Consider the following 24689-nt stretch of genomic DNA (forward strand, 5'->3'; position numbering starts at 1 on the left):
GGCCCGGACGACGGCCCGGACGACGGCCCGGACGATGGTCTGGACGATGGTCTGGGGCGGCGCCCCGCGGAGGGCGGGGCGCGCGGCCGCACGCGTCCTGCGCGCGGACGCTTGCCCCCGGGCGCGGCTGCGGTCATGGTCGCGATCCGTTCCGGCCGCGCGGCCGGGCCGCCGACCCGGCTTTCGCGCCCCCGCCCTCCGCGCCCCCGCCCTCCGCGCCTCGGACGCCTACGGCCCCGTGCGCCTGTCCCGCGCGCCGCTCCCGGCGCCAATTCGCAGACCGAGACGCCGCCCGTGATGGACCCTCTTCTTCTTCAGCCGCGCATCCACTTCACGCGCTCCGACGCGCCGGTGGCTGTGGAGGCTTTCGAAGCGCTGACCGCCCGCTACGGCCAGGCCCCGCGGGCGGAATGCGACGTGGTGGTGGCGCTCGGCGGCGACGGGCTGATGCTGGAGACCCTGCAGGAGACGCTGGAAAGCGTCGGCGAGGGCGCGGCGCAGGAACGCCGCCCGGTCTACGGCATGCATCGCGGCACCGTCGGCTTCATGATGAACGACTATTCCGAGGACGGGCTGATCGAGCGGCTGATGGCGGCCGAGGCCGCCGCCATCAACCCGCTGCGCATGACCGCCCACCGCATCGACGGCGAGACCCGCGTGGCCCATGCCTTCAACGAGGTGAGCCTGCTGCGCGAGCGTCACCAGGCGGCGAAGATCCGCATCTGCATCGACGGGCGCGAGCGGATGCCGGAGCTGGTCTGCGACGGGGTGATCGTGGCGACGCCGGCGGGCTCGACCGCCTACAACTATTCGGCGCATGGGCCGATCCTGCCGATCGGGGCGGATATCCTGGCGCTGACGCCGATTTCGGCCTTCCGGCCCCGGCGCTGGCGCGGGGCGCTTCTGCCGCGGCATGCGCATGTGGAGCTGGAGGTGCTGGACCCGGAGCGGCGGCCGGTCTCGGCCACCGCCGACAACATCGAGACCCGGCATGTGACGCGGGTGGAGATCGAGCTCGACGCCTCGATCACCCACACGCTGCTGTTCGATCCGGGGCATGGACTGGCCGAGCGTCTGATTCGCGAACAGTTCGCCTGAGCGCCCCGCCCCGCCCCGACCCGACCCGCCTCGCCCCGCCGCGATCCGGCTGGCCTTCGGGCGCAGGACCTGAGAGATACGCGCCCCCGAACCGGCCCCGCCCGGGTTCCGCACGCACCGCGCCGCGGCGACCGGCGGGGTTGATCGACAGGCGCCCCGCGCCTGATGCTGGCGAGACGCGGCGGGCGAGACGCGACGAAGGAGAAGATCATGGCGCTGAGCGTCGGCGAACAGGTCAGGTGGTGGACGGTCGGGCTCGCGGTCCTGATCCTGTTCTTCTGGGTGATGTCGGGCGTCATGCTGCCGTTCCTGGCGGGCGCGGCGCTGGCCTATTTCCTCGACCCCGCCGCCGACCGGCTGGAGGCGCGGGGGCTGAGCCGCGCCGCCGCCACCGCGGTGATCACCGTCATCATGGGCGGGCTGTTCGTCGCCGTGCTGCTGCTGCTGATTCCGGCCTTCATCAACCAGGCCCAGGCGCTGATCGAGCAGGCGCCGGTCTACGCCGAGGCCGTGCGGAACTTCGTCGAGACCCGCTATCCCGAGATGCTGGAGGAGGGCTCGCCGCTGGCGCAGGGGCTCGACACCCTGCGCGGGCGGGCGGACGAATGGTCCATGCAGGCGGTGAAAAGCGCCTGGACGGGGGGGCTGGCGGTGATCGACTTCGTGACCCTGCTGGTGATCACGCCCGTCGTGGCCTTCTACCTGCTGATGGACTGGGACCGGCTGACCGCGCGGATCGACGGCTGGATCCCGCGGGATCATGTGGGGACGGTGCGCAAGCTCGCCTCCGACATCGACAGCGTGCTGGCGGGCTTCGTGCGCGGGCAGCTGACCGTCTGCGCCATCCTCGGGACCTTCTACGCGCTGGCGCTGATGCTGGCGGGGCTGCAGTTCGGGCTGGTGATCGGGCTTTTCGCGGGGCTGATCAGCTTCATCCCCTTCATCGGCTCCATCGTCGGGGGGCTGCTTTCGGTCGGGGTGGCGCTGTTCCAGTTCTGGGACGACCCGCTGATGATCCTCATCGTGGTGGGCATCTTCTTCGCGGGGCAGGCGGTGGAGGGCAACTTCCTGACGCCCAAGCTGGTGGGCGGCTCGGTCGGGCTGCATCCGGTGGCGCTGATGTTCGCGCTGTCGGCCTTCGGCTCGTTGCTGGGCTTCACCGGCATGCTGATCGCGGTGCCCACGGCGGCGGCGATCGGTGTGGTCGGGCGTTTCGCCATCGACCAGTACACCTCCGGGCGGCTCTACCAGGGGCATGAAGGGCAGGCGGAGGCGCAGGCCGCCGCCGCCCGAAGCGAGGAGCGGGCGGAGGTCCTCGCCGCCCGGACCTTCCCCCCGGCGGCGGCCGAGCGCGCCGAGGAAGAGACCCCGGGCTGATGACCCTGACCCGCCAGATACCGCTGGACCTGCCGGTTCGCGCGGCGCTGGGGCGCGAGGATTTCCTCGTGTCCGAGGGCAACGCGCTGGCCGTGGCCCAGATCGACGGCTGGCGGGACTGGCCGGGCCGGCGGCTGGCGCTGGTCGGGCCGGAAGGCGCGGGCAAGACCCATCTCGCCGCCGTCTGGGCGCAGGAGGCCGGCGCGCGGGTGATCCGGGCGGATGCGCTGGCGGAGGAGGATCTCGGCCAACTGGCCGCGCTGTCCGGCGTGGCGGTGGAGGACGCGGACCGGCTGGCGGACCCGGCGGCGGAACGGGCGCTGTTCCACCTGCATAACCGGCTGGAGGCCGCCGGCGGCGCGCTGCTGCTGACCGGGCGCGAGGCGCCGGCCCGCTGGCCCGTGGCGCTGCCCGACCTGCGCACCCGGCTCGCCGCCCTGCCGGTGGCCCGCATCGCCGAGCCCGACGACGCGCTGACCGAACGGCTGGTGGAGAAGCTCTTCGCCGACCGCGGGGTGGAGCCGGAGAAGGGCCTCGCGCGTTGGCTGGCCCTGCGCGCGCCGCGCGACCACCGCGCGCTGGCCGAAGCGGTGGCGGTGATCGACCGCGCCGCGCTCGCCGCCGCCCAGAAGCCGCATCGCCGGCTGGCCAGGCGGGCCCTGGCCGGGCGCCCCGGTTTCGAACACCTGCTGGACGCGGAGCGCGAGCCGGACGAAGATGGCGACGCGGCGCCCTGACACGTCGCCGGACGCCCGCCGCCGAAACGCCGAAATATCCGCCGCCCCGCGCATGAAACCGTCATCAAACCCGTGCAGGTTCCCGCCATGCGAGCCGATTTCCTGAACGCGCCCTGCGCGCCCGCCCCCGACCACCAGCTCTCCTTCGACACCGAAGGGCCCGAGCGGTTCATCAACCGTGAGCTCAGCTGGCTGGGCTTCAACTGGCGCGTGCTCTCGGAAGCCGAGAACAAGGCGCATCCGCTGCTGGAGCGCATGCGCTTCCTGTCGATCTCAGGCGGGAACCTGGACGAGTTCTACACGGTGCGCGTCGCCGGCCTGCGCGGGCTTGTGCGCGGCGGGGTCGAGGTCGGGTCCGCCGACGGGCTGACCCCGGCCCAGCAGCTGGCGCGCATCGACGCCGACGCCCGCGCCCTGATGGACCGTCAGCAGGTGGTGTGGGAGGAGCTGCGCCGCGCCCTGAAGGACGAGCATATCCAGGTGCTCGACCGCCGCGCGCTGACCAAGGCCGACGTGGAGCGGCTGGAGACCTATTTCCTCGAACAGGTGTTCCCGGTGGTGACGCCGCTGGCCATCGACCCGGCCCACCCGTTCCCCTTCATCCCCAACGAGGGCTTCGCGCTGGCGCTGAAGCTGGAGCGGCTGTCGGACGCCGCCCCGCTGGACGCGCTGCTGCCGATCCCCGCGCAGGTGCGCCGCTTCATCCGCCTGGAAGGCGGGCGCGAGGGGCTGGTCCGCTATCTGCCGCTGGAGGAGCTGCTCAAGCTCTTCATCGACCGGCTGTTCCCCGGCTACGCCATGGTGGGCCACGCGCTGTTCAAGGTGCTGCGCGACAGCGACCTGGAGGTCGAGGAAGAGGCCGAGGACCTGGTGCGCGAATTCGAGACCGCGCTCAAGCGCCGTCGCCGGGGCGGGGTGATCCGCCTGAAGATCGCCGCGGGCGCCCCCGCCGACCTGAAGGCCGAGATCACCGACAAGCTGGGCGTGGCCCGCGAGGAAGTGGTCGAGGTCGCCGGGGTGATCGGGATCAAGGACCTGTCGGAGCTGGTCACCAAGGACCGGCCCGAGCTGCTGTTCCACCCCTATACCCAGCGCATGCCGGAGCGGGTGAAGGACTTCAACGGCGATATCTTCGCGGCCGTCGCCCAGAAGGACATGCTGCTGCACCACCCCTATGAGAGCTTCGACATCGTGGTCCGCTTCCTGCAGCAGGCGGCGCGGGACCCGGACGTGGTGGCGATCAAGCAGACGCTCTACCGGACCTCGAAGGAATCGCCCATCGTCGCGGCGCTGTGCGAGGCGGCGGAGGACGGCAAGTCGGTCACCGCGCTGGTGGAACTGAAGGCCCGCTTCGACGAGGCCGCCAATATCCGCCAGTCCCGCCAGCTGGAGCGGGCGGGCGCCCAGGTCGTCTACGGCTTCATCGACTGGAAGACCCATGCCAAGGTCTCGATGGTGGTGCGGCGCGAGGGCGACCGGCTGGTGACCTACACCCATTGGGGGACGGGCAACTACCACCCGATCACCGCCAACATCTACACCGACCTGTCGCTGTTCACCTGCGACCAGGGCATGGGGCGCGACGCGGCGCGGCTGTTCAACTACGTCACCGGCTATGCCGAGCCCGAGGGGCTGGAGCGTCTGCGCCTGTCGCCCCGCACCCTGAAGAAGACCCTGATCGCGGGGCTGGAGGCCGAGGCCGAGCATGCCCGCGCCGGGCGGCCCGCCCAGGTCTGGGGCAAGATGAACTCGGTCATCGACCCCGAGATCATCGACGCGCTCTACGCCGCCAGCAAGGCCGGGGTGAAGATCGACCTGGTGGTGCGCGGCATCTGCGGGCTGCGGCCGGGCGTGTCGGGCCTGTCGGAGAACATCCGCATCAAGTCCATCGTCGGCCGCTTCCTGGAGCATTCGCGCATCGTCTGCTTCGGGGCGGGCTACGGGCTGCCCTCGCGCAAGTCGAAGGTCTGGATCTCCTCCGCCGACTGGATGGGGCGCAACCTCAACCGCCGGGTGGAGACGCTGGTGCCGATCCTGAACCCCACGGTCCACGCCCAGATCCTCGAACAGATCATGGCGGCGAATTTCCGCGACGAGGCGCAGAGCTCGGTGCTTCAGCCCGACGGCCACTGGCTGCGCGCCGAGCCGCCGGAGGGGGAGACGCCGTTCTCCGCGCATGAGTTCTTCATGACCCATCCCTCGCTGTCGGGCCGGGGCAGGGCGGGGGCGGAGGATGCGCCGCGCCTTATCCCCGAGGCGTTCGAGGCGGAGATCGAAGCCGCCGTCGCCGCCGCGCCGCCGGCGCCGGAGCCCGGGCCGGAAGCGGACGCGCAGCCGGCGTCGGTCGCCGAATGACGCCCGGCCCGAACGCCGCGGGCCGGCGTTCGGGCGGCGTCCCCCACCGCTGCTTCCGCCCTTCCCGCGTCGCCCGTCGCCGTCGCGTCATGCGCGCGGGTCGCGCGCATCGCCCTTGACCGACCCGCCCCCGCATGCGAGCGCAGGGGGGCCGGAGCCGGACCGAAAGGAACCGCCAGCGATGAGCGAGCCGTCACGCAAGGGCAAGGCCGGCGCGCGCCGCGCCGCCACGTCGTCCTTCGCCTCCGTCGCCCGCGTGCGGGACCGGGAGTCGGAGCGCGCTCCGACCCGAGTGGGCGTGGTCGATGTGGGATCGAACTCGGTGCGGCTGGTGGTCTACGAGGCCATGTCGCGCTCTCCCGCCTATTTCTTCAACGAAAAGGTGCTCTGCGGGCTCGGGTCCGAACTGGGCGAGACCGGGCGGCTGGCGCCGGGCGGCCGGGTGCGGGCGCTGGCCGCGCTGCGCCGGTTCGCGGCGCTGGCCGATCAGATGAAGGTCGACGCGCTGGACGGGGTCGCCACCGCCGCGGTGCGCGAGGCCGAGGATGGCGAGGAATTCGTGGCCGAGGTGCTCGCCGCCACCGGCATCACCCTGCGCATCGCCACCGGCGAGGACGAGGCCCGGCTGGCCGCCCAGGGCGTGCTGATGGGCTGGCCCGATGCGGACGGTCTGGTCGCGGACCTGGGCGGCGCCTCGCTGGAGCTGTGCCGGGTGGGACTGGGCGCGGTCGGGCGCGGGGTCACGCTGCCGCTGGGCCCGCTGCGGCTGATGAACGTCGCCGGGGGCGCCGCGGCGCAGGACCAGCTGATCGAGGCCTCGCTGGGTCTGGCGCGCGGGGTCATGGGCGCGCCGGGCGGGCGGCTTTATCTGGTGGGCGGATCGTGGCGGGCGCTGGCCAAGCTGCACATGGCGCGCACCAACTATCCGATGAAGGTGCTGCACGAATTCGAACTGCCCGCCGATGAGATGCTGGCGCTGGCCGAGGAGGTCGCGAACGCCGATCCCGAGTCGCTGGCGCGGGAGGCGCCCAGTTCCAAGGAGCGCCTGGCGGTGACGCCGATGGGCGCGCGGGTGCTGGCCGGGCTGATCCGGGCGGTGAAGCCGGCGCAGGTCGCGGTCTCCGCCTTCGGGCTGCGCGAGGGCGTGCTCTACGAGTATTTCCCCGACGCGCTGCGCCAGCAGGACCCGCTTCTGTCGGCGGCGCGGGAGACCGAGCGCCGGCTCGCCCGGTTCCCCGGATTCGGGGCGGAGCTTGCCGCCTGGGTCTGGCCCCTGTTCCCGATGGCGACGCTGAGCCGACGGCGGCTGATCGAGGCGGCCTGCCTGCTCAATGACGTGAGCTGGAACGCCCATCCCGACTATCGCGACCAGGGCGTGTTCGAGGCGGTGTTCCGCGCCAATCTTTCGGGCGTCGGCCATGCCGAGCGCGCCTGGATCGGGGCGGCGTTGCGCTACCGCTACAAGGCGGGGGCGGGGCGGACGCCCTCGCCGGCGCTGTCGCTGCTCACGCCCGAGGAGACCGCCGACGCCAAGCTGCTGGGCCGGGCGATCCGGCTGGGGGCGATGGTCTGCGGCTCGGCGCCCGGCGTGTTGCCCGGATGTTCGCTGGATGTGGGGGCGGAGACGCTGACCCTGCGGCTGGGGCCGGAGGCGACGGCGCTGGCCGGGGAAGTGGTGCTCAAGCGGCTGTCGGCGGTGGCCGAAACCCTGGATCTGCGCCCGGAGCTGACCACCGCCTGAACAATTCAGGCGCGGCCGATGGGGAGCTGCCCCGGGGTCGCGCCCAATTGGTCGCCACTTTACGCGAGCGTCAGCGTGGTGGGTCCGAATGCGGATTTATTCAGGAAAAGACGGCGGGGCCCCAAAATGAAACGGGCCCGCCAAGGCGGACCCGAGACTTGTATCGAGCGCTTCGTGCCTTGCGGCCGTCGCTCTTTCTCCTCCCCAGACTTGCGCCTGTTGTCTTTCGTTGGCCACTTTAACGCTTTGTAAAGGAAGCGCAAGAAAATTGCGTATCTCCGGCACTGGAGTAAGAATGTTCGCCTAACGTCCGCTGCGGTTGCGAAGGAAACGGCGGTTTCGCGCGGGGAATCCCTTCGCGGGCGCCGTATTTCGGCCCGGACCTCGCGGCGGCGCAGCGAAGCGACCCGTCGGCAAGCGATTCGCCGCGTACACGAAGCGGCCATGCGCCGGGGCGCGTCGCCGCCGCCGGTTCCGATCACGCAGAGGCGCGCGCCAGTCGCACGGCGCCGGGTCGGCGGGCGTTGTTGCGCCGCGCGCCGCCATGACCTAACCATCCAACGCCCGTTCCGGGCGCGCTTCGGCCCGTTCCGGGGGCGCCCCCTGTCCAGCGAGACCCGATCCATGCGCCTGAGCCGCTATTTCCTGCCCGTCCTCAAGGAGACCCCCTCCGACGCCCAGATCGCCTCGCACCGGCTGATGCTGCGCGCCGGCATGATCCGGCAGCAGGCCGCGGGCATCTATTCCTGGCTGCCGCTGGGCTTCCGGGTGCTGGAGAAGCTGCAGCGCATCGTGCATGAGGAGCAGCAGCGCGCCGGCCATATCCCGGTGCTGATGCCCACCCTCCAGCCCGCCGAGCTGTGGCGCGAAAGCGGCCGCTTCGACGCCTATGGCAAGGAACTGCTGCGTATCCGCGACCGGCATGACCGCGACATGCTTTACGGCCCGACCAACGAGGAGATGATCACCGACATCTTCCGCTCGGGCGTGTCGTCCTACAAGTCGCTGCCGATGACGCTCTACCACATCCAGTGGAAGTTCCGGGACGAGGTGCGGCCCCGGTTCGGCGTGATGCGCGGGCGCGAGTTCCTGATGAAGGACGGGTATAATTTCGACCTGACCTACGAGGACTCCATGCATGCCTACAACCGGCACATGGCCTCCTACCTGCGCACCTATGAGCGGATGGGGCTGAAGGCGATCCCGATGCGCGCCGACAGCGGACCCATCGGCGGCGACGACACCCATGAATTCCTGGTGCTGGCCGACACGGGCGAGTCCGAGGTCTTCTACGACAGCGCGGTGACCGAGCTGACGCTGGGCGACCGGGCGGTGGATTACGACGACCGCGCCCAGCTGGAAGCCATCAAGGCGGAGTGGACCACCCCCTACGCGCGCACCGACGAAACCCATGACGCCGCCCTGTTCGAGCAGATCCCCGAGGACCGCCGCAAGGTGGGCCGGGGCATCGAGGTCGGGCAGATCTTCTATTTCGGGATCAAGTATTCCGAGCCGATGGGCGCGATGGTGGCCGACGAGACCGGGGCCAAGGTGCCGGTGCACATGGGCAGCCACGGCATCGGCGTGAGCCGGCTGGTCGGCGCGCTGATCGAGGCGCATCACGATGACAAGGGCATCAAATGGCCCGAAGCGGTGGCGCCCTTCGGCGCCGGCATCGTCAACCTGAAGGTGGGCGACCCGGACGTGGACGCCGCCTGCGCCCAGATCTACGCGGCGCTGAGCGCGGCCGGCGTGGACCCCCTGCTGGACGACCGCGACGAGCGGGCGGGGCAGAAATTCGCGACCATGGAGCTGATCGGCCTGCCCTGGCGGATCACGGTCGGCCCGCGCGGCCTGAAGAACGGCGTGGTGGAGCTGACCTGCCGCGCCACGGGCGAGAGCGAGGAGCTTTCCGCCGAAGCCGCCTGCCTGAAGCTGGCCGGGATCTTCGCGGGGCTCTGAGCCGCGCGGCCCCGAAGGGGGGCGGGCCGAGGGGGGCGTCGAGCCCCCCGCGGCCCGCGCCGGGCTTCGCCCGACGGGCGCCCGGATTTCGCCGGGGTTTCCGGCGATGCCCGTCGCGGCCGCCGCCGGAGGCGGCCGCCACCCGACGCAGGAAGGATCTCGCATGAGCGACGCCGCGGGCGACAGGGACACGGACAGGGGCCGGGACAGGGGACGGGGCGGCTCGGCCCCCTTCGCGCCGCATGAATGGCAGATCGCCTGGCGCTACATGCGCGCGCGGCGGCGCGAGGGCGGGATCTCGGTCATCGTCTGGTACGCGCTGGTGGGCATCGCGCTGGCGGTCGGCACGCTGATCGTGGTGATGGCGGTGATGGTCGGCTTCCGGGCCGAGTTCACCGACCGCATCCTCGGCGCCGAGGGCCATGCCCGCATCTATCCCATCCCCGTGGTGCAGGACGACGGGCGCCGGGTTTCGGCCATCGACGACTACGACGCGCTGGCCGAGCGCATCGCCGCCGTGCCCGGCGTGATCCGCGCCGCGCCGATGATCGAGGCGCAGGTGCTCGTGTCCCGCGGGTCCGCCAATTCGGGCGCGGTGGTGCGGGGGATGCGGATCTCGGACCTGCAGGACCTGCCCTATGTCGCCCATCCCGAACTGTCGGAGGGGTCGCTGGAGGATCTCACGCACGGGATCGCGCTGGGCGAGGGCGTGGCGCGCGAGCTGGGCGCCTATGTCGGCGACATGATCACCATGATCCTGCCCGGCGGCCAGGCCACCCCCTTCGGCATGGCGCCCAAGATCAAGACCTTCGAACTGGTCTACGTGTTCCGGGTCGGGCGCGCGGATGTCGACCGGTCCCGGGTCTACATGACCTTCGAGGCCGCGCAGGACTATTTCAACAAGGGCGACACCGCCGACCAGGTGGAGGCGCTGATGGCGCATCCCGACCTGCTGGGCAGTCGCGCCAACCCGACCGAGGCCGACGCGGCCCTGATCCGGGCGGCGGGGCATAACCGGGTGCTGTGGACCTGGAAGGACGCGAACGGCGCGTTCCTCTCGGCGCTGGACGTGGAGCGGGCGGTGATGTTCATGATCCTCTCCCTCGTGGTGGTGATCGCGGCGCTCAACATCATCTCGGGGCTGGTGATGCTGGTGAAGAACAAGGGCCGCGATATCGGCATCCTGCGCACCATGGGGCTGACCCAGGGGGCGGTGATGCGGATCTTCTTCCTGTGCGGGGCGGGGATCGGCACGCTGGGCACGGCCATCGGGGTCGGGCTCGGCATTCTCTTCGTCATCTATATCGACCCGATCTTCGACGTGGTGAACTTCCTCGCCGGCGGCGGCATATGGAACCCGGAGATCCGGATGCTGACCGAGTTCCCGGCCGAACTGCGCTGGCAGGACGTGGCGGCCTCGGCCGGGCTGGCCCTGGCGCTGAGCTACGGGATCACCCTGTTCCCGGCGCGCCGGGCCGCGCGGCTCGATCCGGTGGAGGCGCTTCGCTATGAGTGAGCACGCATTGGAGCTGGCCGGGGTCGAGCGGGTCTACAACGCCGGCGAGCCCGGGGAGGTGCGGGTGCTGACCGGCGCCTCGCTGGCGATCCGGCCGGGTGAGGTCGTGGCGCTGGTGGCGCCCTCGGGGTCGGGCAAGTCGACGCTGCTGCATCTCGCGGGGCTGCTGGACCGGCCGGATGCGGGCTCCGTGCGCATCGCGGGCGAGGCGGCGGAGGCGCTGTCGGACGCGCGGCGCACGGCGATAAGGCGGCGGGACGTGGGGTTCGTCTACCAGTTCCACCACCTGTTGAAGGAGTTCTCGGCGGTGGAGAACGTGTCCCTGCCGATGCGCGCGGCGGGCCTGTCCGCGCGGGCGGCGGCGCGGCGGGCGGCGGCGCTGCTCGACCGGGTGGGGCTGGCGCCGCGCGGGCATCACCGGCCGGCGGAACTGTCGGGGGGCGAGCAGCAGCGGGTGGCGATCTGCCGGGCGCTGGCCAACCGGCCGCGGCTGCTGCTGGCGGACGAGCCGACGGGGAACCTGGACCCGGCGGCCTCCAGCCTGGTCTACGAGATGCTGGCCGGGCTGGCGCGGGACGAGGGGCTGGGGGCCTTGATCGCCACCCATAACCTGGAGCTGGCCGGGCGCATGGACCGCGTGCTGCGGCTGGAGGACGGGCGGGTGGTCGACGGCTGAACCGGCGCGGTCGGGCAGGGCTGCGGCCGCGACGCGAGCCGCATCGGCCCGCCGCGAACGGTCGTTGCAGAAGGAGGCGCCGAAGATGACGGTCAAACGCATCGTCGCCAACATCGCCGCCGCCTACGTCGAGGAGGTCGGCACGTTCTACTCGGAGCTTTTCGGCCTGACTGCCGTGATGGACCATGGCTGGATCGTCACCCTGGCCTCGGAGGAGGTCGCGCGCACGCAGCTCGGCATCGCCTCCGAGGGCGGCTCGGGCGCGCCGGTCCCCGATCTCTCGATCGAGGTGGAGGACGTCGACGCCGTCCATCAGCGCGCCCTGAGGCTGGGGCACGGGATCGTCTACCCGCTGACCGACGAGCCCTGGGGCGTCCGCCGCTTCTATCTGCGCGACCCGACGGGAAAGTTGCTGAACATCCTGTCGCATATCGACTGATCGCCACGAAAAAGGCCCCGGCAGCGATGCCGGGGCCTTTTTCGTAGCGGTCGCGAACGCCCGCGCTGTGCGGGCGCAAGGATCAGCTGGAGACGGTTTCCTTGTCGCCGCCGCCGCTGGGGGCCGCGGCCGGGGCGTCGCCGTCCGACCCGCTTCCCGAGCCGGAGCCGCCGGAGCCTTCGCCGCCTTCGGCCGGTTTCTCCCGGCGGGGACGCCGACGGCGCGGGGCGCGGGCGCGGGGGGCGGCTTCGGCCGGCGGCTCGGCGGCCTCGCCCTTGGACTCGGCCTCCGGGGTCGCGACCAGCGGATCGGCGTCGTCGGAGGCGTCGATCGTCTCCATCCCGCCGGACGCGGCGCCGTTGGAGCCGCCGCCATTGCCGTTCGCCCCGTTGTGAGAGGCGTTGTTGTGGGAGGCGTTGCCGGACCCGCTATGCGACCCGTTCTGGCCGCCGGACTGCCCGCGAGACGACTGTCCGTCGTCGACGGAGTCCCGCGCGCCGTCATTGCCGTTGTGGTTGCGGTCGCGCTGCTGCGACTGCGGCTGGCTGGCCTGCTGCTCGGCCTGGGCCGAGGACAGAAGGCGCAGGTAGTGTTCGGCATGCTGCAGGAAATTCTCGGCGGTCACACGGTCCCCGGAGGTCTGGGAATCCCGCGCAAGCTGCTCGTATTTCTCAATGATCTGCTGCGGCGTGCCGCGGACCTTGCCCTCGGGTCCAGCGCTTTCGAAAACGCGGTTGACCACGTTTCCCATGCTCTTGGGGCGATTGTTCTTACCGCGATTGCGGTTCGACTTCTGCGAAGGTCTCATAGCGTCCGGTTCTCTGCCCGATCGGGTCTCGCCCGATCCCGGCCCGGCCGGCGGGCGCGCATGCCCACGGGCTCCAGGCCACCGAGGCGAACCAGGTCGATGGACCCGGATCCGCGTCTACGATGCGATTGGCTGTTCGCCACGCCCGGCGCATGCGCAATTCCCCTCGCGCAAGGGGCGTCTCCGGCGAACAAGGCGACGTTACACGCAAATTCGCGTCCAAGACAAGCCCGGTTCGGTCTTCAGCGCCGGTATTTCCGCGCAAATCCGCAGTATCAGCGGAAATCAGCTTCGCTTCGGCGAAACTCCAGCGCCCTCGGGCGTCCGTCCAGGTCCGGATGCGCGGCGTGCAGGCGGAAGCCCTGTTCGGCGAAGATCGCGGCGACGTCGTTCTCCTGCCCCGCCCCGATCTCCAGGATCGCGCGGCCGCCGGGCGCGAGCGCCCGGTCGAGCCCGGCGGCGAGGGTCCGATAATCGGCGAGCCCGTCCGGCCCGGCGGCCAGCGCGCCCATCGGCTCCCAGTCGCGGACCTCGGGGTCCAGCGCCTCGACCTCGGCCTCGGGGATGTAGGGAGGGTTGGAGACGACCAGCCCGAAGCGGCCGCGCACCGGGGCGAACCAGTCGCCCTCCAGCAGTTGCGCGCGGTCGGCGACCCCGTGCGCCTCGGCATTGGCGCGGGCGAGCGCGAGGGCGGCGGGGCTGCGCTCCACCCCCATGCCGATGGTCTCGGGCCATTCCGCCAGCAGCGTGAGCAGGATGCAGCCCGATCCCAGCCCGAGGTCCAGCACCGCTTCGGGGCGCGGGCCGTCGAGGGCGGCGGCGATCAGGGTTTCGGTTTCCGGGCGAGGGTCGAGCACGTCGGCGGAGACGGCGAAGCGCCGGCCCCAGAACTCCCGCCCCCCGACGATCTGGGAGACGGGGCGGCGGGCGGCGCGCAGGGCGATGGCGGCGGCGAAGCGCGCGGTCTCGTCGGCCGGGGACGAGTCGGAGAGGCGGGCGGAGAAGGCGGCGGCCTCCAGCCCGGAGGCCCAGCGCAGCAGCAGGCGGGCGTCGCGGGGCGCGCCCTCGATCCCCGCAGCTGTCAGCGTGGCGACGCCGCTGGCCAGAAGATCGGCGCGGGAGCTCATGCGTCCAGCTCCGACAGGCGCGCGGCTTCGTCGGCCTCCGCCAGTGCGGAGAGGATCTCGTCCAGGTCGCCCTCCATCACTTCGCCCAGCTTGTAGAGGGTGAGGTTGATGCGGTGGTCGGTGACGCGGCCCTGCGGGAAATTGTAGGTGCGGATCCGCTCGGACCGGTCGCCGGAGCCGACCTGGCCCTTGCGGTCGGCGGCGCGGGCGGCGTCGGCCTCCTGCCGCTTGAGGTCGAAGAGCCTGGCGCGCAGCACCTCCATGGCGCGGGCGCGGTTCTGGTGCTGGGACTTTTCGGAGGAGGTGACGACGATCCCGGTGGGGATGTGGGTCAGGCGCACCGCGGAATCGGTGGTGTTCACATGCTGCCCGCCGGCGCCCGAGGCGCGCATGGTGTCGATGCGGATGTCGTTGGGATCTATGGCGATGTCGACTTCGGCGGCTTCGGGCAGCACGGCGACGGTAGCGGCCGAAGTGTGGATGCGCCCGCCGGATTCGGTGGCCGGCACCCGCTGCACCCGGTGCACGCCGCTTTCGCGCTTGAGCCGGGCGAAGACGCCCTCGCCCTTGATGGCGGCGGTGACCTCCTTGATCCCGCCGAGTTCGGTCGCGGTCTCGTCCAGCACCTCCAGCTTCCATCCGGCGCGCTCGGCGTGACGGGCATACATGCGCAGCAGGTCGGCGGCGAAAAGCGCGGCTTCCTCGCCCCCCGTGCCGGCGCGGATCTCAAGGATCGCGGGACGGGCGTCGGCGGCGTCGCGGGGCAGGAGGGCGCGGCGCATGGCGGCCTCCGCCTCGGGCAGGGCGGCGTTGAGGCGGGCGAGCTCCTCGTCGGCCAGCCCGCGCATCTCGGGGTCGGCGCGCAGGGCCTCCGCCTCGGCCAGGTCGCGCTGGAGCGTCGCCCAGGCGCGGGCCTGCTCGGCTGCGGGGCGCAGTTCGGCGTAGTCGCGCGACAGGGCGGCGACGTCGCCGCGGCCCTCGGCGAGGGAGGCTTCGAGGAATTCGAAGCGGGCGAGGATCTGGTCGATGGCGTCGCGGGAGATCATGGCGATCTAATCGCCCCACCCGGCGGCGCGGTCAAGGCGACCCGTGGGCCGGCGCCGCGAGCGGAGCGCGCGCCCGGCTGGCCCGTCCGCCGCATGGGAGCGGACGGGTGCGGCAAAGTCCGCGTGCCGGGCGGGACCATCATGCGACGATTTTCGCTTTGCCGTAGCGGAAACCGGGCGCAGGATGGCGGGGTGACTCGCCTCGCCCGCATAATCCGGGCCGCCCGGTCGGCCCGTTGCCGATGCCTCTCGTCAGGCTTCTCGGCGTTTGCGCTGCCGAGCCTGATGCTGCTGAGCCTGGCGGGGCTGAGCCTGGCGGGGCCGGGAATGGCGGCGGAATCAGGCGCGGATCGGATCGCGAGCCCGCCCCCGATCTCCCCTCGATCGGCGGGCGACCCGGTGTTCACGCCGCCGCCGGCCAAGGACGGCTACGCCTATCCGGACTGCTTTTGCGTGAACAAGGGCGGGGAGCGGACCCCGATGGGCGGCTCCGCCTGCATCGAGATCGGTTCCACCCGCTACACCGCCCGCTGCGGCATGTCCCTGAACAACCCCGCCTGGCGCAAGCTGCGCGACGGCTGCGATCCGGGGCCGGGGGTCTTACTGTTCGAGCGGTTCGAGCGCCTGAAGCCAGGCTGACAGCCGCGCCTTGTTGACCCCGAAATCCGACGACCCGAAGCGCGACCGCGAGATCGCGGCCAGCGTCGCGCCCTCGGGCGCGGGCAGGGTGAGGACGGTCACGTAGTCGGGAAATCCGAACACCGAAGAGCGCTGCACATATGTCACGGGGCCGTCGCCGGGCTCGCCCAGCACGCGGCTGGTGCGGGGCTGCGCCAGGACCATCGCGTCCAAGGCCAGCGACAGCTCGGTCGGCGGGGCGGCGTAAACGGGGGATTCGAAGTCGGCCGGCCCGGCGCCGGGCTGCAACGCTTCGGTCGGGGCCACGAGCGCGGCGTTCGTCAAGTCGCCCGGGGCGGAGAGCGGGTCCAGCGCCCAGGCCTCGGGGTCCAGAGGCGCGAGGCGGACGGCCAGCGACAGCACGATGCCGATGGCGAGGGCCAGCGCCGCCGCTCCGAACAGGATTTTGACGATCATCGGTATGGCATCCTGGTCGAGAGGGGCGGAACGGTCCCCGAAGGCGGGGGCGAGCGGTCTATTGAGCGGCCTGGCCGGCGGCGTCGGCTTCGGCCTTTTCGGCGGCGGCGCGCTCGGTCTCCAGCGCCTCGGCCTTCTGCTCCACGAGATCGACGATATGGTCGATCATCTCGCCATTTCCAATCTTGTGATCGGCGACGCCGGACAGATAGACCATGCCCGAACCCGCGCCGCCGCCGGTGAAGCCGATATCGGTCTCCCGCGCCTCGCCCGGCCCGTTCACCACGCAGCCGATGATGGACAGGGTGAGCGGCGTCTTCACATGCTCCAGCCGTTCCTCCAGCATCGCGACCGTCTTGATCACGTCGAAGCCCTGCCGCGCGCAGGAGGGGCAGGAGATGATCGTCACGCCCTTGTGGCGCAGGTTGAGCGACTTGAGGATCTCGTAGCCGACCTTCACTTCCTCGACCGGATCGGCGGAGAGGCTGATGCGGATGGTGTCGCCGATCCCCATCCAGAGCAGGTTGCCGAGCCCGATGGCCGACTTGATGGAGCCCGAGACGCGGCCGCCGGCCTCGGTCACGCCGAGATGCAGGGGCGCGTCGGTGGCGTCGGCCATGGCCATGTAGGCGGCGGAGGTCAGGAACACGTCGGACGCCTTCAGGGAGATCTTGTAGTCCCGGAAGTCGTTGTCTTCGAGCAGGCGGATATGGCGGAGGCCGGATTCCACCATCGCCTCGGGGCAGGGCTCGGCGTAGCGCTCCAGCAGGTCGCGTTCGAGGCTGCCGGCGTTGACCCCGATGCGGATCGAGCAGCCGTGGTCCTTGGCGGCCTTCACCACCTCGCGCACCTTGGCGTCGGAGCCGATATTGCCGGGATTGATGCGCAGGCAGGCGGCGCCGGCCTCGGCGGCCTCGATGGCGCGTTTGTAGTGGAAGTGGATGTCGGCGACGATCGGCACGGGGCTGGCCGCGACGATGGTCTTCAGCGCCCGGGTCGAGTCCTCGTCCGGGCAGGAGACGCGCACGATGTCGGCGCCCGCCTCGGCGCAGGCGCGGACCTGGGCGATGGTGGCGCGAATGTCGTGGGTCAGCGTGTTGGTCATGGTCTGGACGGAGATCGGGGCGTCGCCGCCGACCTCGACATTGCCGACCTTGATCTTGCGGGATTGGCGGCGGGCGATGTCTCGCCAGGGGCGGATGCTCATGCGGCGTTCCTTCGGCGTCCGTTCGGTCTGTCGCTGTGTATCGGCGCTGCGGTTCGGGACCGGTTGCGGCCGATATAGGGGGCGCGGGCGCGGATGGCGAGAGGGCCTTGAGCCGCGGCCGGCGTCAGCGAACCCTGCGGCGCCCTTCGGGCACGCCCTCTTCTCCGGCCGCTGGCGCGGCCTTCGGGTGGTCGGGCCCCCGGCCTCAGAGCGTCTTGAGGTCGGCGCCCGGGTCGGCCAGCGCGTCCGGGTCGGGGCTGCGCCCGGCTTCCAGCCAGCGCTTGCCGGTCATGTAGCCGCGCGGGTCGTTCATGGCGTCGACCGCGATCAGCTCCGCCCCGCGGAAATACCAGTGGGAGAGCGCCCCCGCCCGCGTGCCGGGGCGGGTGACGATGCGGTCCCAGTCGCGGGCCAGGCCGGCGATCTGCAGCTTCACGTCGAACTGGTCGGACCAGAACCAGGGCATCGGGTCATAGTCCACCGGCTCGTCCAGCATGGAGGCCGCGGCGGCCTCGCCCTGTTCGATGGCGTTCTGCACCGATTCCAGGCGGATCCGCGCGCCCCGCCACGGCAAGGAGGCGCAGTCGCCGGCGGCGAAGATCGACGGGTCGGCGGTGCGGCAGGCGGCGTCGACCTCGATCCCGCCGGAGGGCGCGAGCGCGAGGCCCGCGGCCTCGGCCAGCTCCGCATTGGCCTGCACGCCGATGCCGACCAGCACGAAATCCACGTCGAGCGGCGCGCCCTCGGCCAGCACGGCGCGGGCGACGCGGCCGTCGGGGCCCGGCTCCAGCCGCGTCAGGCCCACGCCCTCGCGCAGGTCCACGCCGCGGGCCCGGTGCAGGGCGGCGAACCAGCCGGCGGTCTCGGCGCAGGCGACGCGGCCGAGGATGCGCGGCGCGGCCTCGATCAGCGTGACCCGGAGGCCGAGCGAGACCGCGACCGCCGCCGCCTCCAGCCCGATATAGCCGCCGCCGACCACCAGCAGCCGCCGGCCTTCGACGAATTCGGGGGCCATGGCGTCCACGTCGGCGAGGCTGCGCACGGCGAAGACGCCGGGCAGCGCGCCGCCGAGGGCTTCGGGCAGGGCGCGGGGGCGGGCGCCGGTGGTCAGGGCGAGCTTGTCATAGGCCAGCGTCTCGCCGTCCTGGAACCGCACCGTCTTCGCGGCGCGGTCGATCGAGGCGGCCTTCAGGCCCGTGCGCAAGGCGATGTCATGCTCGGCGTAGAAGGCTTCGGGGCGCAGCAGCAGGCGGTCCCGGGCCATCTCGCCGAGCAGGTATTTCTTGGAGAGGGGCGGGCGCTGATAGGGCGCGGCGGGCTCGTCCCCCACCAGCGTCACCGGGCCGTCATAGCCCTTCGCGCGCAGCGCGGCCGCCAGCGAGGCGCCGGCCTGGCCCGCGCCGAGGATCACCATGCCGGCCATCGCCGCGCTCCCCCTCTCAGCCATCGGTTCAGCGTCCGGTCAGAACGGGATCTCGTCGTCGAGATCCGAGCGGCCGCCGCCGAAATCGCCGCCGCCGCCGCCCGAGGACCGGCCGCCGCCGCCCCCGCCGGAACCGCCGCCATATCCGCCGCCGCCGCCGCCGCCGCCGAAATCACCGCCGCCGCCGCCCTGGCCGCCGGGGCCGTCGAGCATGGTCAGTTCGGAGCGGAAGGGGCGCAGCACGACTTCGGTCGAATAACGGTCCTGGCCGGACTGGTCCTGCCATTTCCGGGTCTCGAGCTGGCCCTCGATATAGACCTTCGAGCCCTTGCGGAGATACTGCTCCGCCACTTTCGCCAGCGGCTCGGAGAAGATGGCGACCGAGTGCCACTCGGTCCGCTCCTTGCGCTCGCCGCTGTTCTTGTCGCGCCAGGTCTCGGAGGTCGCGATACGCAGGTTGCACACCCTGCCGCCGTTCTGGAACGTCCGGACCTCCGGGTCGCGCCCGAGATTGCCGATGATGATGACCTTGTTGACGCTGCCCGCCATGTCCGCCCTCTTCTGCCGTGCCTCGCCCGACTTCCCGCGGGCCGCGCATACGGCTCACGGCGGGGGCCGAAGCGACTCGATTCCGGTCGATGCCGGCTCGGGGGGGACGTTAGCGGCGCGTCCGCGCCAAGGCCATGGCCCCGGAGGCCGGGCGACGCCACGGAGGGGCGGCGGCGGAGGGCGCCGCCGGGGGGCGGGGCGCGGATCGTCCGGGCCCGGCGCGCCCGGCGGACTTGACCTGCGGCGCCCGGGCGGGCGTCATGATCCCGTCGCGAAACCGACCGGCAGACAGACCCAGCGAGGCGAGACATGCAGGATGACGTGGCCCCGCCGCGCCCGGACCATCCCCAGACCCTGGGAGAGCGCCGCCATGACCCGGACGCGCTGCGCCGGGCCTTCGAGTCGGCCGATTATCCCTACGCCACCAAAATGCGCCGCCCGGCCTACGAAGCCCGCAAGGCCGAACTTCAGGTGGAATTGCTGAAGGTCCAGGCCTGGGCGCGCGACACCGGGCAGCGCATCGTCATCGTCTTCGAAGGCCGCGACGCCGCCGGCAAGGGCGGCGCGATCAAGCGGTTCATGGAGCATCTCAATCCCCGCGGCGCCCGGGTGGTGGCGCTGGAGAAGCCCACCGACGTGGAGCGCGGGCAATGGTATTTCCAGCGCTATATCAAACACCTGCCCACCGCAGGCGAGTTGGTGCTGTTCGACCGGTCCTGGTACAATCGCGCCGGGGTGGAGCGGGTGATGGGCTTTTGCGACGAGGCCGAATACATCGAGTTCATGCATCAGGCCCCGGAGCTGGAGCGGATGTGGGCGCGCTCCGGCGTGACGCTGATCAAGTACTGGTTCTCGGTCAGCCGGGCCGAGCAGCGCCGGCGCTTCAAGGCGCGCGAGACCGACCCGCTGAAGCGTTGGAAACTGTCGCCGGTGGACCTCGCCTCGGTCGGGCGCTGGGATGAGTACACCGTGGCCAAGGAGGCGATGTTCCGCCATACGGACACCGCCGACGCGCCCTGGACCCTGATCAAGTCCGACGACAAGAAACGCGCGCGGATCAACTGTATGCGGCACTTTCTTTCGCGGCTGGATTATGCGGACAAAGACCCGGCGGTGGTCGCCCATCCCGACCCGCTGATCGTGCGCCAGGGCACGCGCGGGCTGAGTTGGGCGCGGCCGGCGGACGCCGCGGCGGGCGACGCGGGCGTCATTCCCGCGGCCCGGGCCGGCGGCGATCCGGGGGACTGAAACCCCGCCGCGAGCATCTTCGACCGGGGCGAGCGGGGCCGGGGCTGCTGACAACGTGCTGTCAGCAGCGACCTCGCGCCGCGCGGGCTTGCGTGAATGTTCTCGTTTCGTTTACCATTTTGAGGTCTCGCAACCCCGGCCCGACGGCCTATCTGGAGGGCTTGCGAATTCAGACGGCGCGCGGGGCGGAGAACGATCCATGACTGAGCTCAAGACCATCTCGATCCGCGGCGCGCGCGAGCACAATCTCAAGTCCATCGATGTGGACCTGCCGCGCGACAATCTGGTGGTGATCACCGGGCTGTCGGGATCGGGCAAGTCCTCGCTGGCCTTCGACACCATCTACGCCGAAGGGCAGCGGCGCTATGTGGAGAGCCTGTCGGCCTACGCGCGCCAGTTCCTCAACATGATGCAGAAGCCGGACGTGGACCATATCTCGGGCCTCTCGCCGGCGATTTCGATCGAGCAGAAGACGACCTCGAAGAATCCGCGCTCGACCGTCGGCACGGTGACCGAGATCTACGACTACATGCGCCTGCTTTTCGCCCGCGCCGGAACGCCCTATTCGCCGGCCACCGGGCTGCCGATCGAGGCGCAGCAGGTCTCCGACATGGTCGACCGGGTGATGGCGATGGAGGACGGCGTGCGCGCCTACCTGCTCGCCCCCATGGTGCGCGACCGCAAAGGCGAATACCGCAAGGAATTCGCGGACTTGCGCAAGCAGGGATTCCAGCGGGTGAAGGTCAACGGCGAGTTTTACGAGCTCGACGAGCCGCCGGTGCTGGACAAGAAGTTCCGCCACAACATCGACGTGGTGATCGACCGGATCGTGGTCCGCGAGGGGATCGAGCAACGGCTGGCGGACTCGTTCTCCACCGCGCTCGGGCTCGCCGACGGCATCGCGGTGGTGGAAACCGCGCCGAAGGAGGGCGACCCGGAGCGGTTCGTGTTCTCCGAGAAATTCGCCTGTCCGGTCAGCGGCTTCACCATCGCTGAGATCGAGCCGCGGCTGTTCTCCTTCAACGCGCCCTTCGGGGCCTGCCCGAAATGCGACGGGCTGGGGATGGAGCTCTATTTCGACGACCGCCTGATCGTGCCGGATGAAAGCCTGTCGATCTGGAACGGCGCGCTGGCCCCTTGGGCGAAATCCAAGAGCCCCTACTTCAAGCAAACCATCGAAGCCATTGCGAAACATTACGAATTTGACTTCAAGACGGCCTGGAAAGACCTGCCGGAAAAGGTGCGCGAGGTGTTCCTGCGCGGCTCCGGCAAGGAGGAGATCGCGTTCCGCTACGACGAGGGGGGGCGGGTCTACTCGGTCTCGCGACCGTTCGAGGGCGTGGTGCCCAACATGGAGCGGCGCTGGCGGGAGACGGACAGCAACTGGGTGCGCGAGGAGTTCGAGCGCTACCAGAACAACCGTCCCTGCGGGGCCTGCGGCGGCGCACGGTTGAAGCCGGAAGCGCTGGCCGTGAAGATCGGCGGCGATCACATTGGAATCGTGACGCAAAAGTCGATTCGCGACGCGCTTGACTGGATCGAGGCCGCGCCCGAGGCGCTGTCGGTGCAGAAGAACCAGGTCGCGGCCGCGATCCTCAAGGAAATCCGCGAACGTCTTGGATTTCTTGTGAATGTCGGGCTGGACTATCTGACCCTGTCGCGAGGATCGGGGACGCTCTCGGGCGGGGAAAGCCAGCGGATCCGACTTGCTAGCCAGATCGGGTCGGGGCTCACGGGCGTGCTCTACGTGCTGGACGAGCCCTCCATCGGGTTGCATCAGCGCGACAACGGTCGGCTGCTGGAGACGCTGAAGAATCTCCGCGATCAGGGCAACACGGTGATCGTGGTCGAGCATGACGAGGAAGCGATCCGCGAGGCCGACTACGTGGTCGACATCGGCCCCGGCGCCGGCGTGCATGGCGGCGAGATCATCGCCGAAGGGACCCCGGCGGATATCGCGGCGCATCCGAAGTCATTGACGGGAATGTATCTTTCGGGCGCGCGCGAGATTGCGATTCCGGCTGAGCGGCGCAAGGGCAACGGCAAGTCGCTGGTGGTCGAGGGGGCCAGCGGCAACAACCTGAGGGACGTGACCGCCGCGTTCCCGCTGGGCGAGTTCGTCTGCGTCACCGGCGTCTCCGGCGGCGGGAAGTCCACGCTGACCATCGAGACTCTGTTCAAGACCGCCTCCATGCGCCTGAACGGGGCCAAGCAGGTTCCCGGACCGTGCCGGAGCCTGAAGGGGCTGGAGCATCTCGACAAGGTGGTGGACATCGACCAGTCGCCGATCGGGCGCACGCCGCGTTCGAATCCAGCCACTTACACCGGCGCCTTCACCCATATTCGCGACTGGTTCGCCGGCCTGCCGGAGGCGAAGACCCGCGGCTACAAGCCCGGCCGCTTCAGCTTCAACGTGAAGGGCGGCCGCTGCGAGGCCTGCCAGGGCGACGGCGTCATCAAGATCGAGATGCATTTCCTGCCCGACGTCTACGTCGAATGCGAAACCTGTCACGGCAAGCGCTACAACCGTGAGACGCTCGAAGTTCTTTTCAAGGGCAAGAGTATCGCGGACGTTCTTGATATGACGGTTGAGGACGCCCAGCAGTTCTTCCAGGCGGTGCCCTCGATCCGGGAGAAGATGGACACGCTGATGCAGGTGGGGCTGGGCTATGTCCGGGTCGGCCAGCAGGCCACCACGCTCTCGGGCGGCGAGGCGCAGCGGGTCAAGCTGGCCAAGGAGCTCAGCCGACGCGCCACGGGCCGCACGCTCTACATCCTCGATGAGCCGACCACCGGCCTGCATTTCGAAGACGTGCGTAAGTTGCTGGAAGTGCTCCATCATCTTGTCGATCAGGGCAATTCGGTAGTGGTGATCGAGCACAACCTGGACGTGATCAAGACCGCGGACTGGCTGATCGACATCGGGCCCGAGGGCGGCGATGGCGGCGGCGAGATCGTCGCGGTCGGGACCCCGGAGGATGTGGCGCGCGAGCCGCGGTCGCATACCGGGCGCTATCTCGGCGAGATCTTCGCCGCGAAGGGGCGGGTGGCCGCCGAATAGCGGCCCTCTCAATTCGCGCTTGCATGCTGCTTGACGGATACGCCCGTCGCGCGTCACGCTCCCCTGGTCAGGAACCTCGGACCCGGGAGCAACGCCATGACCGTCGCCAGGATTCTCCGTCAGAAAGGCTCGGCCGACGTGGCCACGATCACCGCCGCCGAAACGGTGGCCGACGCGGCCGCTGCGCTGTCCAGCAAGCGAATCGGCGCGCTGGTGGTGTCGAATGACGGCAAGGCCGTGGCCGGCATCATCTCCGAGCGCGACGTGGTGCGCTGGCTGGGAACGGACGGCGCGACCTGCCTGTCGATGCCGGTGGCGGACGTCATGACGGCCAAGGTCGTGACCTGCGCGCCCGAGGATGACGTGGCCGAGATCATGCAGCGCATGACCACCGGGCGGTTTCGCCACATCCCGGTCATCGACGAGGGCCGGCTCGCGGGCGTGATCTCCATCGGCGACGTGGTGAAGTATCGGATGGACGTGCTGCAGCACGAGGCCGAGGCGCTCACGGATATGATCAAGGGCTACTAGGCCCGTATGCGCGGGGGCGTTTCCGGCGCTTTTTCCTGCCTGGGCCGCTCTTGACCAAGCGGCTCGGATGGTGTCGCTTGTCCTGACGACCGCACGGGAGCGGTTCAAAGAACGGGCGCCCGCGCGCCGGGCGTCAGGACGACCCCGGCCCGCGTCCGCGACCCGGCAGGGAGGGGACATGACGCGCAGCACCACGCGCACGGGCCTTTATCCGGGCACGTTCGACCCGGTCACGTTGGGCCATCTGGACATCATCCGCCGCGCGGCGACTCTGGTCGACAAGCTGGTGATCGGCGTCGCGATCAATCGGGACAAGGGTCCGCTGTTCTCGCTCGAGGAACGGACCGAGATGATCGAGGCGCAGGTCAAGCCGATCGCGGAGCAGACCGGCACGCAGATCGTCTGCGAGCCGTTCGAGAACTTGCTCATCCATTTCGCCGAACAGGTGGGCGCGCAGGTGATCGTGCGCGGCCTGCGCGCGGTGTCGGATTTCGAGTACGAGTTCCAGATGGTCGGCATGAATCGGGCCATGAACGATTCGGTCGAGACCCTGTTCCTGATGGCCGACGCGCATCATCAGGCCATCGCCTCCAAGCTGGTCAAGGAGATCGCGCGGCTGGGCGGCGATGTCTCGAACTTCGTGCCGAAGGAAATCGAGACCCAGCTGCTGACGCGTCTGGGGCGCTGAACCCG

At 70.6% G+C, this 24689-nt stretch carries 21 protein-coding genes; 14 read left to right on the forward strand and 7 right to left on the reverse strand.

Annotated features, from left to right (window positions below; all coding sequences use genetic code 11):
- Nucleotides 1-297: 297 nt before the first annotated feature.
- From BLV24_RS03590 to BLV24_RS03630, 9 genes are all read left to right on the forward strand, one after another.
- Nucleotides 298-1098, forward strand: coding sequence for an NAD kinase (locus tag BLV24_RS03590; protein WP_092679739.1), 801 nt, complete (start codon nucleotides 298-300; stop codon nucleotides 1096-1098).
- A gap of 210 nt (nucleotides 1099-1308) precedes the next feature.
- Entirely contained in the window at nucleotides 1309-2475 is a 1167-nt protein-coding gene (locus BLV24_RS03595; RefSeq protein ID WP_092679740.1) for an AI-2E family transporter, read from the forward strand.
- The gene (locus BLV24_RS03600; protein ID WP_176954604.1) at nucleotides 2475-3212 is read left to right on the forward strand and encodes a P-loop NTPase family protein; all 738 of its coding nucleotides are present in this window, start codon (nucleotides 2475-2477) and stop codon (nucleotides 3210-3212) included. Before BLV24_RS03595 ends, BLV24_RS03600 begins: the two co-directional genes overlap by 1 nt.
- A gap of 87 nt (nucleotides 3213-3299) precedes the next feature.
- Nucleotides 3300-5567 carry an RNA degradosome polyphosphate kinase gene (locus BLV24_RS03605; protein WP_092679741.1) on the forward strand — a complete coding sequence of 756 codons (2268 nt, stop codon included), beginning with the start codon at nucleotides 3300-3302 and terminating at the stop codon, nucleotides 5565-5567.
- Between the two features lie 181 nt (nucleotides 5568-5748).
- A complete protein-coding gene (locus BLV24_RS03610) occupies nucleotides 5749-7308 on the forward strand; it encodes a Ppx/GppA family phosphatase (protein ID WP_176954605.1) in 1560 nt (519 codons plus the stop codon).
- A gap of 624 nt (nucleotides 7309-7932) precedes the next feature.
- On the forward strand, nucleotides 7933-9270 hold the full coding sequence (gene proS, locus BLV24_RS03615) for a proline--tRNA ligase (RefSeq protein ID WP_092679743.1): 1338 nt from the start codon (nucleotides 7933-7935) through the stop codon (nucleotides 9268-9270).
- Nucleotides 9271-9538: 268 nt separating this feature from the next.
- Nucleotides 9539-10786 (forward strand): ABC transporter permease, encoded by a 1248-nt coding sequence (locus BLV24_RS03620; RefSeq protein ID WP_245710408.1) that lies wholly within the window; start codon nucleotides 9539-9541, stop codon nucleotides 10784-10786.
- Nucleotides 10779-11462 (forward strand): ABC transporter ATP-binding protein, encoded by a 684-nt coding sequence (locus tag BLV24_RS03625; RefSeq protein ID WP_092679745.1) that lies wholly within the window; start codon nucleotides 10779-10781, stop codon nucleotides 11460-11462. Before BLV24_RS03620 ends, BLV24_RS03625 begins: the two co-directional genes overlap by 8 nt.
- Before the next feature lie 85 nt (nucleotides 11463-11547).
- Nucleotides 11548-11901 carry a VOC family protein gene (locus tag BLV24_RS03630; RefSeq protein WP_092679746.1) on the forward strand — a complete coding sequence of 118 codons (354 nt, stop codon included), beginning with the start codon at nucleotides 11548-11550 and terminating at the stop codon, nucleotides 11899-11901.
- 82 nt (nucleotides 11902-11983) lie between these two features.
- Here BLV24_RS03630 and BLV24_RS03635 read toward each other — a convergent pair whose 3' ends face one another.
- From BLV24_RS03635 to prfA, 3 genes are all read right to left on the reverse strand, one after another.
- A complete protein-coding gene (locus BLV24_RS03635; protein WP_092679747.1) occupies nucleotides 11984-12709 on the reverse strand; it encodes a DUF4167 domain-containing protein in 726 nt (241 codons plus the stop codon).
- 275 nt (nucleotides 12710-12984) lie between these two features.
- On the reverse strand, nucleotides 12985-13836 hold the full coding sequence (prmC, locus tag BLV24_RS03640) for a peptide chain release factor N(5)-glutamine methyltransferase (RefSeq protein ID WP_092679748.1): 852 nt from the start codon (nucleotides 13834-13836) through the stop codon (nucleotides 12985-12987).
- A complete protein-coding gene (gene prfA, locus BLV24_RS03645; RefSeq protein WP_092679749.1) occupies nucleotides 13833-14882 on the reverse strand; it encodes a peptide chain release factor 1 in 1050 nt (349 codons plus the stop codon). Before prfA ends, prmC begins: the two co-directional genes overlap by 4 nt.
- A 285-nt stretch (nucleotides 14883-15167) precedes the next feature.
- Here prfA and BLV24_RS03650 point away from each other — a divergent pair, with 285 nt between their 5' ends.
- Nucleotides 15168-15521: a hypothetical protein gene (locus BLV24_RS03650; RefSeq protein ID WP_092679750.1), complete on the forward strand. Its 354-nt coding sequence runs from the start codon at nucleotides 15168-15170 to the stop codon at nucleotides 15519-15521.
- Here the strand turns inward: BLV24_RS03650 and BLV24_RS03655 are convergent.
- The 4 genes from BLV24_RS03655 to ssb form a co-directional block, all read right to left on the reverse strand.
- Entirely contained in the window at nucleotides 15483-15977 is a 495-nt protein-coding gene (locus tag BLV24_RS03655) for a DUF1499 domain-containing protein (protein ID WP_092679751.1), read from the reverse strand. The two genes, BLV24_RS03650 and BLV24_RS03655, sit on opposite strands and share 39 nt — an antisense overlap.
- Nucleotides 15978-16035: 58 nt before the next feature.
- Complete coding sequence (gene ispG / locus BLV24_RS03660; protein WP_092679752.1) at nucleotides 16036-17184, reverse strand: flavodoxin-dependent (E)-4-hydroxy-3-methylbut-2-enyl-diphosphate synthase; 1149 nt, start codon at nucleotides 17182-17184, stop codon at nucleotides 16036-16038.
- A 205-nt stretch (nucleotides 17185-17389) separates the two neighbouring features.
- Nucleotides 17390-18607, reverse strand: a complete 1218-nt coding sequence (locus tag BLV24_RS03665; RefSeq protein ID WP_092679753.1) for an NAD(P)/FAD-dependent oxidoreductase — start codon at nucleotides 18605-18607, stop codon at nucleotides 17390-17392.
- A 39-nt stretch (nucleotides 18608-18646) separates the two neighbouring features.
- Complete coding sequence (gene ssb / locus BLV24_RS03670) at nucleotides 18647-19156, reverse strand: single-stranded DNA-binding protein (protein WP_092679754.1); 510 nt, start codon at nucleotides 19154-19156, stop codon at nucleotides 18647-18649.
- A gap of 309 nt (nucleotides 19157-19465) precedes the next feature.
- On the opposite strand from ssb, the gene ppk2 reads away from it, so the two are divergent.
- From ppk2 to coaD, 4 genes are all read left to right on the forward strand, one after another.
- Complete coding sequence (ppk2, locus tag BLV24_RS03675) at nucleotides 19466-20404, forward strand: polyphosphate kinase 2 (protein WP_092679755.1); 939 nt, start codon at nucleotides 19466-19468, stop codon at nucleotides 20402-20404.
- A 199-nt stretch (nucleotides 20405-20603) separates the two neighbouring features.
- Nucleotides 20604-23465, forward strand: a complete 2862-nt coding sequence (gene uvrA / locus BLV24_RS03680; RefSeq protein WP_092679756.1) for an excinuclease ABC subunit UvrA — start codon at nucleotides 20604-20606, stop codon at nucleotides 23463-23465.
- Between the two features lie 96 nt (nucleotides 23466-23561).
- Nucleotides 23562-23996: a CBS domain-containing protein gene (locus BLV24_RS03685; RefSeq protein ID WP_092679757.1), complete on the forward strand. Its 435-nt coding sequence runs from the start codon at nucleotides 23562-23564 to the stop codon at nucleotides 23994-23996.
- A 178-nt stretch (nucleotides 23997-24174) separates the two neighbouring features.
- Entirely contained in the window at nucleotides 24175-24684 is a 510-nt protein-coding gene (coaD, locus tag BLV24_RS03690) for a pantetheine-phosphate adenylyltransferase (protein WP_092679758.1), read from the forward strand.
- Nucleotides 24685-24689 lie beyond the last annotated feature (5 nt).

The sequence above is a fragment of the Albimonas donghaensis genome, from assembly GCF_900106695.1.
GTDB classification, from domain to species: domain Bacteria; phylum Pseudomonadota; class Alphaproteobacteria; order Rhodobacterales; family Rhodobacteraceae; genus Albimonas; species Albimonas donghaensis.

What these genes read in the sequence shown, in the direction of transcription:
- BLV24_RS03590 (WP_092679739.1), top strand. Translation starts at nt 298, where the DNA reads ATGGACCCTCTTCTTCTTCAGCCGCGCATCCACTTCACGCGCTCCGAC.
- BLV24_RS03595 (WP_092679740.1), top strand. Translation starts at nt 1,309, where the DNA reads ATGGCGCTGAGCGTCGGCGAACAGGTCAGGTGGTGGACGGTCGGGCTC.
- BLV24_RS03600 (WP_176954604.1), top strand. Translation starts at nt 2,475, where the DNA reads ATGACCCTGACCCGCCAGATACCGCTGGACCTGCCGGTTCGCGCGGCG.
- BLV24_RS03605 (WP_092679741.1), top strand. Translation starts at nt 3,300, where the DNA reads ATGCGAGCCGATTTCCTGAACGCGCCCTGCGCGCCCGCCCCCGACCAC.
- BLV24_RS03610 (WP_176954605.1), top strand. Translation starts at nt 5,749, where the DNA reads ATGAGCGAGCCGTCACGCAAGGGCAAGGCCGGCGCGCGCCGCGCCGCC.
- proS (WP_092679743.1), top strand. Translation starts at nt 7,933, where the DNA reads ATGCGCCTGAGCCGCTATTTCCTGCCCGTCCTCAAGGAGACCCCCTCC.
- BLV24_RS03620 (WP_245710408.1), top strand. Translation starts at nt 9,539, where the DNA reads ATGCGCGCGCGGCGGCGCGAGGGCGGGATCTCGGTCATCGTCTGGTAC.
- BLV24_RS03625 (WP_092679745.1), top strand. Translation starts at nt 10,779, where the DNA reads ATGAGTGAGCACGCATTGGAGCTGGCCGGGGTCGAGCGGGTCTACAAC.
- BLV24_RS03630 (WP_092679746.1), top strand. Translation starts at nt 11,548, where the DNA reads ATGACGGTCAAACGCATCGTCGCCAACATCGCCGCCGCCTACGTCGAG.
- BLV24_RS03635 (WP_092679747.1), bottom strand. Translation starts at nt 12,709, where the DNA reads ATGAGACCTTCGCAGAAGTCGAACCGCAATCGCGGTAAGAACAATCGC.
- prmC (WP_092679748.1), bottom strand. Translation starts at nt 13,836, where the DNA reads ATGAGCTCCCGCGCCGATCTTCTGGCCAGCGGCGTCGCCACGCTGACA.
- prfA (WP_092679749.1), bottom strand. Translation starts at nt 14,882, where the DNA reads ATGATCTCCCGCGACGCCATCGACCAGATCCTCGCCCGCTTCGAATTC.
- BLV24_RS03650 (WP_092679750.1), top strand. Translation starts at nt 15,168, where the DNA reads ATGCTGCTGAGCCTGGCGGGGCTGAGCCTGGCGGGGCCGGGAATGGCG.
- BLV24_RS03655 (WP_092679751.1), bottom strand. Translation starts at nt 15,977, where the DNA reads ATGATCGTCAAAATCCTGTTCGGAGCGGCGGCGCTGGCCCTCGCCATC.
- ispG (WP_092679752.1), bottom strand. Translation starts at nt 17,184, where the DNA reads ATGAGCATCCGCCCCTGGCGAGACATCGCCCGCCGCCAATCCCGCAAG.
- BLV24_RS03665 (WP_092679753.1), bottom strand. Translation starts at nt 18,607, where the DNA reads ATGGCCGGCATGGTGATCCTCGGCGCGGGCCAGGCCGGCGCCTCGCTG.
- ssb (WP_092679754.1), bottom strand. Translation starts at nt 19,156, where the DNA reads ATGGCGGGCAGCGTCAACAAGGTCATCATCATCGGCAATCTCGGGCGC.
- ppk2 (WP_092679755.1), top strand. Translation starts at nt 19,466, where the DNA reads ATGCAGGATGACGTGGCCCCGCCGCGCCCGGACCATCCCCAGACCCTG.
- uvrA (WP_092679756.1), top strand. Translation starts at nt 20,604, where the DNA reads ATGACTGAGCTCAAGACCATCTCGATCCGCGGCGCGCGCGAGCACAAT.
- BLV24_RS03685 (WP_092679757.1), top strand. Translation starts at nt 23,562, where the DNA reads ATGACCGTCGCCAGGATTCTCCGTCAGAAAGGCTCGGCCGACGTGGCC.
- coaD (WP_092679758.1), top strand. Translation starts at nt 24,175, where the DNA reads ATGACGCGCAGCACCACGCGCACGGGCCTTTATCCGGGCACGTTCGAC.